The organism is Actinospica acidithermotolerans (assembly GCF_018139625.1).
Lineage (GTDB): Bacteria > Actinomycetota > Actinomycetes > Streptomycetales > Catenulisporaceae > Actinospica > Actinospica acidithermotolerans.
On sequence record NZ_JAGSOH010000185.1, the window covers coordinates 1 to 9,980 of the forward strand.

Genomic DNA, 9,980 nt, shown 5'->3' on the forward strand with positions numbered 1-9,980 from the left:
ACGTGGAGGTAACGGAGTTACGCGGGTGGCGGCGCGGCGGCGGGGTCAGATGTTGACGGGGCGCTTGTCTTCGATGTGGGTGATGTTGAGTTCGGTGCCGTCCATGTGGCGCTTGGAGCGGCCGCATAGGCCTACCTCCAGGTCGCCGGCGCCCTTGGTCACGTCCGTGGGTGCCACGTAGGTGAGTACGTCGGGGTGGTGGCAGGTGACGCACCAGCCGGGGGCCTCGTCCAGGTGTATGACGTTGAAGTCGGCGGAGGGGGAGCCGATTTGGACGGGGCCGTGCTCGGCGAGCAGGCGGATTGCCTGCTCGCCGAGGTCTCCCCCGGGTGGTGGCTCTGGCAGGACCACGCATGTGTCGTGGGCGAACAGCACCCAGGACTTGTGGTCGCCGATCAGGATCTCCCGCCAGGTCGTGACGAGTTCGTTTTCGGAGTCGATGTCGATGTCGATGTCGATGTCGAGGGCGGCGTTGCCGTGGGCCATGGCGGCGTTGGCGTCGACGGCGATGGCATTGTTGGTGTCGATGTTGTTCATGAGGGAGATCATGACGGACTGGTCTGACAGTTTTTCAGGACGACGTTTCGGGATCTGCTTTCGGACGGCCGTCTCGGGCGCGGTGTCGTAACCGCGCCCGGGACGGGGTAACCTGCAGCCGCCGTCGATAACGGCGAGCCATTAACCGTCAACGGCGGCTAGCTAGTGCGCGTTAGCAGCCGTTGAGGGCTGCCCAGTTCGTCACCGTGTCGGACGCGGTGTACGTGCTGTCCGCGCCGTTGAAGTAGAAGCTGCGGTTGCTCACGTAGCTGCAGGAGCTTCCCTCCTCGACGTTGGTCCAGGTGCCGTTGAGGTCGAACTTGTAGGCGAGGGTGTCGCCCGAGAACGACGGGACGATGATCTGCCACTCGTTCGTGGCGATCTTGGTCATCGGGTACAGGCCCGCGGACCAGTCGTTCGAGGAGGACATTCCGATGCCCAGGGCGGAGAAGTCGCCGGAGATGTAGACCTCGTCGCCGCTCGGGGTGGAGGACGGGACGGTCACGTCGATGACGGCCTGGGCGTTGCCGCAGGTGTTGGGGCCTGCCCAGTTGTCGACCGTGTCGGTCTCCGTGCCGCTGGACACGGTGACGGAGCGGTTGGCGACGTAGCCGCAACTGCCGGTCTCCTCGACGTTGCTCCACGAACCCCCGAGGTCGTACTTGTAGTCGAGGGTCGTGCTGCTGGCCGAGGTCACGGTGGCCGTGTAGTGGGTGTCGTCCACCTTGGTCATCGCGATGCCCGAGGCCGACCAGTCGGAGGCGCTGCCGCCTAGGACCGAGAAGTCGCCGTCGAGGTAGACGGTGTCTCCGGAGGCGGCGGTGTTGACCGGGACTGTGACGTTGAACGTCTCGGTGTAGGCGGTTTTCGTTGTGGCGGACACCGCGCTCGATGCGGCGCTGACGTCGCCGTTCGAGTCGTAGGCCTCGACCGTGTACGAGTACGTGGTTCCGGGTGTGAGGCCCGTGTCCGTATACGACGTGGAGGTGGTCGTGCCGACGATGCTGCCGCCGCGCAGGACGTAGTAGCTGGCGACTGCGTACGAGCCGCTTGTGGTTGCCGCGGTCCAGGTCAGCGGGACGGTGGTGGTGGTGACGGTGCCGACCGTGAGGCCGGTTGGCGCGTTGGGGGCGGTGCCCGCTGCGTTTGTGGTCGCGGTGACCGATGAGCTTGCGGAGGAGGTGCCGGCGGAGTTCACCGCTTCGACCGTGTACGTGTAGGACGTCCCGGCGGTCAGGCCGGTGTCGGTGTAGCCGGTGGAGGTGGTGGTGCCGACGACGGTGCCGCCGCGCAGGACCTTGTAGCTGGTCGCGCCGCTCGACGCGGTCCACGAGAGCGAGGCGGTGGTGGACGTGGTCGCGGTGACCTTCAGGCCGGTCGGCGCGCTCGGGGCGGTGACACTGCACGTGCTGAAGGTCTGGCAGACGATCTTCGGCGTGTCGCTCACGCCGTTGGAGATGTCGTCGGCCAGCCGCACGTACTGCGCCATCGACCACATCAGCGGGGTCGCCGAGTTGTCCGCCTGGCCGAGGGTCCAGCCGGTTCCGGACGCGGTGGCGGCGGTCGAGCTGCCCCACACCTGCTCGGAGATCTGGCCGTCGCCGGTGGCGGAGGCCTGCATGATCTCCAGCTGCGTCTCGGCGCCGCTGGTGTTGCCGTCGGCGATGTCGTACTCGCCGCGCTCGCCGTTGAACACCGGCCACAGATTGCCGACGCCCGCGCCGGTGTAGTCGGCGCCGGTCGAGGTCTCGCCGTAGCCGTCGTGGTTGTACCGGTGGTACATGGTGCCCTCCGGCGTGGTCGTGGCGATCGTGTCGTCCACGGCCGTGAGCGAGTTCGCGATGTCGGTCGCCGAGGCGGACTTGATGCCCAGGCGCACGAGCTCGAGGAACCCGGCGTCCACGACGGCACGCTGGTCGTACGAGCCGCCGCCGTTCGAGATGGAGATGGTGTCGGAGGCGTTCGGCGTGCCGTTCGGCGCGATCCGGACGAAGTAGTCACCGCTCGCGATCGAGCCGCTGGTGGTGTACGTCCAGCCGTCCACGTCGCTCGCCCACGTCTCGGCCGTGCTCAGGTAGGTCGAGGCGTCGGAGGTGTCGCCCTGCGTCGTGGCCAGCGAGTACGCGCACACCAGTCCGGCGATCTCGGCCGCGATCGTCGAGGGCGAATATCCCCCGTTCTCCTCCCAGCGGTCCTGGCCGGTGTACGGGCCGTTGGCGACGAGGTAGTTCGCCTCGGTCTTGAGCGTGGACCAGTCGCCGGAGCTGGTGTCGCCGAGTTGGTAGGCGAGGATGATCGGGTCGGCGGCCTCGTCCATCTGCTGGCCGCCCCACTCCTGGTTTCCGTTGAGCCAGGTGTTCTGCTTCACCTCGCCGCTGGACTCGACCTCGTATTTCAGGATGTAGGCGAGCGCGGCCGCCGCGTCGGTGGAGTCGCCCGCCGAGAGCAGCGCGGACGCCATTTGGTACTCGTCGCGCGTCCACACCAGGTGGTAGCCGTGGTTTCCGGTGCTCGCGGCGCTGTCGGAGGCACCCCAGGGATCGGTGGGCGAGGCCACGAATCCGCCGGTGTACGTCTTGTCCTCGTCCGCCTTCAGCTCCATCAGTGAGATGTAGTACTGGTTGAGCAGCGTGGAGCTGCTGCTGACGGAGGCCGGGGGCGAGTTCAGCCCGGCGAGCCAGGTGTGCCAGCCGGATTCGAAGCCGGACTCCAGCGAGCTGAACCCGGCGGTCAGCGCGGTGGACGCGTCGCTGATCGCCGAGGCCTCGGTGGTGTCGAAGGCCAGCGCGAGGGTGAAGGTGGTCGAGCCGGAGGTGCTGACCGGGATCTCGGCGGTCTGGTCGAGGTGGCCGCTGCTGGAGACCCCGGAGTACGTGGTCGACAGGCCGTAGCCGCTGGCCAGCTGCGTGACGCCGGAGCTGCTTGTGCCGACGTAGCCGGTGCTGGACTCGGTGAATCCGGTGCTCGCGGACAGCGCGCTGGCCACGGATCCGTTGACCGCCTCGAGGTCGCCGGTGGTCGAGTCGGTGCCGCCGGTGTTGCCGTCGCCCTGGTTGTCCAGGTACGGCTGGTAGTCGGCGTACAGGTAGAGCGGGGTCGAGGTCTCGTTGGTGAACGTCGTCTGGATCAGCACGACGTTCGAGTTCGGGTCGGCGATGTAGGTCTTGACGATCTTGAAGTCGCCGTTGGCCGCCGTGTTCGTCTGCTGCCAGGTCAGCGAGGTCGAGTCGGCCAGGGTGACCGCGTGCGTGGTGTTCGAGACCTCGCTGTCGCTGAACGAGGAGCCGTCGGTCACGTAGTACTGCAGGCCGTAGGTGTCGGGCTCGTCGTCCTCGGGGTAGAAGACGTTCTCCAGTTCGCCGTTCCCGATCGTGTACGCGACCTTGGACGAGGAGCTCGTCGAGTCGGCGAAGCCCTGGACTGCGCCGCTCTCGTTCCAGTAGGGGGTGGTTCCGGGACCGCCCGAGGCCGTGGCGGCGAGGGCCGGGGCGGCGGATCCGGCCACGAGGGCGGTCGCGGTGAGCGCGAGCACCGACGCGGCGGAGATCAGGGGTCTCAGTGCGCGGAGCCGTGGGTGCGCCGCATGCATCAGCGTTCTCCTTTGAACGACGACACGGATTGGTTGTCTGATCGAACAAAACGGTGAGCGCTGCGTAACGTAACAGAAGCATGGCGGGTCCGCCAGGGGGCGATCCCGTCAAGCTCCGCACAGAATTGTTTTGGCAGAATGCAAACCCGCCGCGCGGTCCCGGGAACGGGTGCGCGGCGGGCCGCCTGGCGGGGAGTGCGGGCTAGGCGCGCGGGATGAGGACGGCGAGGAACCTGGTGCGCACGCCGAGGTAGATCAGGCCGATGACCGCGGCGTCGAACAGCGTGTTGAACAGGAAGTTCTTCGGCCCGAAGGCGAAGGGCACCAGGAAGACGAAGAAGCTCTGCGCCACGTACACGTACAGCGAGTTGCGGCCGAACGGGATCAGGATCCTGCCGAGGGTCCTGCTGATCGGCTCCTCGTAGCGGCGGATCGCCAGGTACGTGCCGGCCACGCTGATCGGCGCGACGAGCGGGCGCAGCAGGCCCAGCCGGTTGTTCTCGAACAGGTGGTAGTACATGCCGGCACTGGAGACCAGGTGGGGGCGGTAGAGCAGCACGAGTCCGGCGGCGTAGATCAGCAGGGTCGCGGCGACCAGGCCCACCTTGATCACCCGCTGCCGGTTCCGGGACTGCCGAGCCCTCAAGGTCCGCAGATCATTGAAATGATAGCCAGCGGCGGTTCCGATGAAGAAGTAGACGCCCCATTGCAGGAATGGGCTGATGTAGGACGTGTCGTAGTGCGAGGGGAGCCAGAAGCCAACGTATGAAAGCACGAGGATAAGCGGCCATAGACGCTTGGATAGCAGCCACACCGCGAGCGGGGCGAGCAGGAACATCGGGACGTAGTAGGTCAGGAAGTCAGCCCAGCCGTACGTGTAGTGGAAGGTCAGCGTGTTGTAGATCAGCCGCGGCCAGGACGAGGAGACGTCCAGGCCCACCTTCACCTCGGGATGGCCGTGCTCGACCGCGGTGCGGCCGATGAAGGTGAACAGCAGCGTCAGCGGGACGGCCACGATGTAGAGCTGCAGTCCGCGCTTCCAGGAGTTCAGCGTCATCCGGCGTGCTCCATAGCGCACCAGGTCGCGGCGGCGCAGCAGGCCGACCAGCAGTCCGGAGATCATGAAGAAGCCCTCGGCCTCGGAGACCAGCAGCGCGCCCCGGCCGTCGACGAGGCCGAGCAGCGACGGGACGTAGTCGAGGTGGATGGCGGCCAGGACGCCTACGTAGTACCCCCGCATGAGGTCGAGGGCGACGAGGCGGCGTTGGGGCGGGTGGGTCATGCGTACAGTTCGCCAAGCTCATCTTCAGCCTGGCTGAAAACACCCGGCTCCGGCGGCAAGCTTTCAGGAAGCTTGGAGGCCGCCTTCAGGAATCCTCGCTCCCGGCGATCATGCGGGCACCGACCGTTCGGCCGCCGAGCGGCAGACCCGCATCAGGGTGCTGCCGCTCGGACGCCGGGCGGCTACTCGTAGGTGACCGGCTTGCGCTGCAGCCAGGCGAGGAAGCCGCGGCGCGGCGGACGCGCGGTGATCGATCCGGAGCGCACGCTGCCGGAGACGGTCACCCGCAGCACCGTCGGCACCGACTCGGCACCCGGCGGCTGGCGCACCTTCGCCGAGCCGCTGGAGACGCTCACCTCGTCCACGATCACCTCGATGCCCGGCTTGGTGACGATCGTCAGGCTGCCGCTGCGCACGGTGGCGTCGATCCGCAGCGTGGGCCCGCTGATCACGGCCTTGGTCAGGTCCAGCTTGACGCTGCCGCTGCCCGCCTTGACCTCCATCGCGCGCGGCACCACCCAGCGCCCCTCGCGCGCCGCGCTGCCGCTGCTCACCTCGATCTTGACGAGCTCCTGCGCCTCGGCGGGCAGCGCAAGGCCGGACGCGGCCACCGCGGGCAGATCGGTGACCAGGACGGCGAGCTCGCTCCCGGTCTTCGCGTTCAGCGCCTTCTCCAGGCGCTCGTCGAGTTCATCCATGGTCAGCCGGCCATCCCCCGCGGCGACCCGTAGCTGCTCGGCGATCCGGTCGCGATCCGCGTGCGACGCCCGGAGCTCCGGCAACTGCGACTTGTCGTCTGTCATGGGGAGTAGGTTATGCGCTCGACGCCCGCGGGCTCCAGAGGCTTCGGGCCGGGGCACCGGACGGGAGGACTTGGGCAGGAGGACCGGGGCAGGAGGACCGGCCGGGAGGGCGCTTAAACGAATCTGAAGAATCCTCGAACCGGTCGGCGGCGCACTGCGTCGGTACCGGGTGTGAGCGATGAAGATCTCCAGCGGACCGTGCAGATCGAACACACCGGAAATCCCGCGGCGGACGGCGCGGCGGGCGTGCGCCGTCCCCCGCGCCGGAGGGTGGTGGCCGCGATCGGCGGGGTCACGCTGGTCGCCGGCGTGAGCATGACGGCCGGGATCCTCTCCTCGGGCGGGAAGCCGAGCCCGGGGACGACGACGGCGGGCGCGCTACGCACCGTGCGCGGCACCCCCCGCGCCACCGCCAAGCCGTCGCCCGCCTGGACTCCGCCGAAGCACCCGGCGACCGCCGTCGCGACCAAGCCGCAGTACTACGTGGACGACCAGGGTCCGCGGGCGATAGCGCTGACGATGGACGACGGCCCGCACCCGGTCTACACGCCGCAGGTGCTCGAGATATTCCGCGAGTACGACATCAAGGCGACGTTCAACATGATCGGCGGCCAGGTCGCCTCGAACCTCTCGATCGTGCGCGAGGTCTCGGCGGCGGGCCACACGATCACCAACCACACTTGGAACCACGCCGACCTGCTGCACCTGACGACCAGGCAGGTGCTCTCGCAGATCGACCGCTGCAACGACGCGCTGGCCGCGGCCGAGCAGAGCCCGTCGATCTTCCGCGCGCCCTACGGCAACTGGTCCAAGGCGGTCTTCGAGGCCTGCGCCGAGCGCGGCCTCAAGCCCGTCGACTGGTCCGTCGACCCGCGCGACTGGGACACCGCTCAGGTGGACACGCAGGAGATCGTGCACACGGTGCTGCGCACCACGCGCGCGCACGACATCATCCTGGAGCACGACGGCGGCGGCGTGCGCCGGAACACCGTGGCCGCACTCCGCATCTTCATACCGAAGCTGCTGGCCGAGGGCTATAAGTTCGTCGCGATGTAGGCGGTGGCGAAGGCGGCGGCGAGGGCCTCGGGAAGCCCTGGCGTACGCGGCGGTAGGGGTCGCGTTGGATGCTGCATACGCTGGCGCCTGAGCCACCCGGTGGACGGCGCATGCATGATGGCAGTATGACGGAGAGTCAGTCCCCGCCGCCCTATCCCGCCGAGATCTTCGACGTCCTCGAAAGCCTTCTCGAGGAGCCTACGCACGTCCTGGATGCCACAGCCGGGGAGGGCGCTCTGGCGCGAGCGTTGATCGCGCGAGGCCGCGTCGCCCGGCTCGACGCCGTCGAGCCTTCCCCCGAGTCGATCGCCACCGCGCGCGAACTGCCCGGCGGCTGCCACCCCGACCTGCACTGGATCGCCGGCGCCGTGGACACGGTGCCGCTCAATCCGCCGTACAGCCTGATCACCGCCGATTCCCGGCTCTACCAGCTGCCCTGGGAGCCGACGATGGCACGGCTCGCCGCGGTGCTGGGGCCGCACGGCGTGATGGCCATCGTCGAGCAGGGCAACCACCGTCCGCCGCTCGCGCTAGCCGACGAGCTCATCGCGCGCGGCCTGTTCCGCAAGTCCGGCGAGCACCGCGCTCTGCCCACGCCGTACGACGCCGATGACTCCCAGCCGATCGACGTGGTGGCGACGGTGGTGTGGGGACGGCCCCTCACGGGGGACTGAGCCACTGGCCCGTCACCTTTCCAGGACGGTCACCCGGGCAGGCCGGTGACCCGTAGCGTCAGGTTGAGGCGGCCCTCGGCGAGGCCGACATCGGCGTTCGGGCCGCTGCCGGGATAGAGCTTGGGCACGCCGTGGTAGGCGAAGCGGCAGGGTCCACCGAAGACGAACGCGTCGCCGGAGGCGAGTTCGACGTCTGTCCACGGTCGGTTGCGGGTCTCGGTGTTGCCGAAGCGGAACACGCAGCGGTCGCCGATGCTGAGTGAGACGACAGGGTCTGGGGAGCGCTCTTCCTTGTCCTGGTGCATGCCGAGCTTGGCGGCGTGGTCGTAGTAGTTCACGAGCGCGACGTCGGGCCGGTAGCCGACGGCGGCATCCGGGTCCTGATAGGCGTCGGCGAGCACCCGCCGGCCGAGGTCGGCGAGCCAGTCGGGCAGCTCGGGGACGCGGGCGCCGTTGTGGTCGTCGGCGGTGCGCGAGTAGTGGTAGGGACGCCAGTACCAGCCGAGGTGGACGGACTGCACGGACATCACGCCGCCGGTGGGCAGGCGGGTGCGGCGCATCGGCACAGGGCCGCGCGCCCACTCGCGGCAGGCGCGCACGAGGTGCCGCTGCTGCTCGACGTCGAGCCAGCCGGGCAGGTGGACCGCGCCCGGGGCGATCTCCACGCGCCGAGGGCGCGGCGGCTCCTCGGGAAACGGGATCATGCAGTTCAGCGTACGCCGTCGGACCCGGCGCGTAGCCTGGGTGGCGTGACCGAGACGGCGGGGCTGGCGATACGGGTGAACGACGAGCGCGGCCGGCAGTTCGAGCGGCCGACCGCGGCGAAGTTCCGGGAGCTGGCCGCGGCGATCGGGCACCGATGGGACACCTGGCTCGTGGTCGACCGGCTGCCGGAGCAGGAGCACGACTACTTCCAGGTGCTGCGCGAGGCCCGGCGCACGTTCCGGGTGGAGGTGCGCGCTGGCGGCCCCGAGCAGCACGTGGCGACGCTGATGGAGTCGGCGGAGGAGGTCGCGCGCTGCCTGGAGCTGTGGGCGCGCGGCGAGCGGTGGCAGGCCGGCCGCGCGTGGGTGCCGTTCGAGGAGCTGGACAGCGGCGTCGAGCCGGACCCGGTGGTCGCCGCGAGGGCCGCCGAGAACGCCCGCCTGCTGGTCACGTACGGAACCTACGACGTCTACCAGGTCGCGGACATGCTCATCCACCGGCAGGACGAGGATGAGGAGACGCGCGGGCTCGAACCGATGGTGTTCGTGCAGACCAAGCGGATCGCGGAGGCGGCCTGGCAGAGGCGGCTCGCGGAGCAGGCGTCGTGGCCGGAGCGCACGGACGTGGACGCGCTGGAGGCGGCGCTCGCGCTGCTCGCGGGCGGCGGCATCTGCGCGCGCGGCGTCCTCGACCGGGGCCACGCGGACGAGCCGCGCGGATACGTGTACTTCGACCTCGAGGAGATGGAGCTGGCCGTCGAGCAGGGGGTGCTCTGGCTCTACTTCGGCGCGGTCAAGCCGCACGAGGACGCCGACGTGGCCGCGGAGATCGTCGGACACCTGCGCGCCGAGGGGCTGACGGTCGAGTGGGACGGCGACCCGAAGAAGGCGATCAAGGTCGCGCCGATCAGGTGGCTCAAGCGGATCAGCTGATCCCGCAGGACCGCCACGGACTGTGCGAGGCTTGGCGGCGTGACTGCTGAGTACCTGGTGTTCGCCGCGCTCGCCTGGGTCTCGCTGGCGATCTGGCTCGTGCTGCTGGCCGGGCGCGGCGGGTTCTGGCGGATGAACCTGCGGCTGCCCGAGCCCGAGCCGGATTCGGCGCGCACGTCGTGGCCGGGGGTGACGGCGATCGTTCCGGCGCGGGACGAGGCGGGGATCCTGCCTGCGGCGCTGCCGTCCGTGCTCGCGCAGGACTATCCGGGGCCGTTCACCGTCATCGTGGTCGACGACGCGAGCACGGACGGGACCGGGGAGGTCGCGGCCGATATCGCTGCCGCGCTCGAGGACGGCGCGGAGCTGCGGGTGCTGCGCGGGGCCGGGCCGCCGCCGGGG

9 protein-coding genes are annotated in these 9,980 nt (G+C 69.3%); 4 read left to right on the forward strand and 5 right to left on the reverse strand.

Annotation, left to right across the window (positions count from 1 at the left end; translation table 11 throughout):
- Nucleotides 1-45: 45 nt before the first annotated feature.
- From KDK95_RS32655 to KDK95_RS32670, 4 genes are all read right to left on the reverse strand, one after another.
- The gene (locus KDK95_RS32655; RefSeq protein ID WP_212522222.1) at nucleotides 46-537 is read right to left on the reverse strand and encodes a hypothetical protein; all 492 of its coding nucleotides are present in this window, start codon (nucleotides 535-537) and stop codon (nucleotides 46-48) included.
- A gap of 172 nt (nucleotides 538-709) precedes the next feature.
- Complete coding sequence (locus KDK95_RS32660; protein ID WP_212522223.1) at nucleotides 710-4,126, reverse strand: glycoside hydrolase family 15 protein; 3,417 nt, start codon at nucleotides 4,124-4,126, stop codon at nucleotides 710-712.
- Nucleotides 4,127-4,328: 202 nt separating this feature from the next.
- Nucleotides 4,329-5,408 carry an OpgC domain-containing protein gene (opgC, locus tag KDK95_RS32665; RefSeq protein ID WP_212522224.1) on the reverse strand — a complete coding sequence of 360 codons (1,080 nt, stop codon included), beginning with the start codon at nucleotides 5,406-5,408 and terminating at the stop codon, nucleotides 4,329-4,331.
- Between the two features lie 182 nt (nucleotides 5,409-5,590).
- Nucleotides 5,591-6,211: a DUF1707 SHOCT-like domain-containing protein gene (locus tag KDK95_RS32670; protein WP_212522225.1), complete on the reverse strand. Its 621-nt coding sequence runs from the start codon at nucleotides 6,209-6,211 to the stop codon at nucleotides 5,591-5,593.
- 171 nt (nucleotides 6,212-6,382) lie between these two features.
- Here KDK95_RS32670 and KDK95_RS36470 point away from each other — a divergent pair, with 171 nt between their 5' ends.
- Entirely contained in the window at nucleotides 6,383-7,267 is an 885-nt protein-coding gene (locus KDK95_RS36470) for a polysaccharide deacetylase family protein (RefSeq protein ID WP_212522226.1), read from the forward strand.
- A gap of 125 nt (nucleotides 7,268-7,392) precedes the next feature.
- Nucleotides 7,393-7,941 (forward strand): class I SAM-dependent methyltransferase, encoded by a 549-nt coding sequence (locus KDK95_RS32680; protein WP_212522227.1) that lies wholly within the window; start codon nucleotides 7,393-7,395, stop codon nucleotides 7,939-7,941.
- Between the two features lie 29 nt (nucleotides 7,942-7,970).
- Here the strand turns inward: KDK95_RS32680 and KDK95_RS32685 are convergent, their stop codons facing one another.
- A complete protein-coding gene (locus tag KDK95_RS32685; protein ID WP_212522228.1) occupies nucleotides 7,971-8,645 on the reverse strand; it encodes an alpha-ketoglutarate-dependent dioxygenase AlkB family protein in 675 nt (224 codons plus the stop codon).
- Between the two features lie 45 nt (nucleotides 8,646-8,690).
- Here KDK95_RS32685 and KDK95_RS32690 point away from each other — a divergent pair, with 45 nt between their 5' ends.
- Both KDK95_RS32690 and KDK95_RS32695 read left to right on the forward strand, forming a co-directional pair.
- Nucleotides 8,691-9,578, forward strand: a complete 888-nt coding sequence (locus KDK95_RS32690) for a DUF6891 domain-containing protein (RefSeq protein ID WP_212522229.1) — start codon at nucleotides 8,691-8,693, stop codon at nucleotides 9,576-9,578.
- A gap of 39 nt (nucleotides 9,579-9,617) precedes the next feature.
- The coding region (locus KDK95_RS32695) for a glycosyltransferase (RefSeq protein ID WP_212522230.1) at nucleotides 9,618-9,980 on the forward strand (363 nt) is incomplete at its 3' end.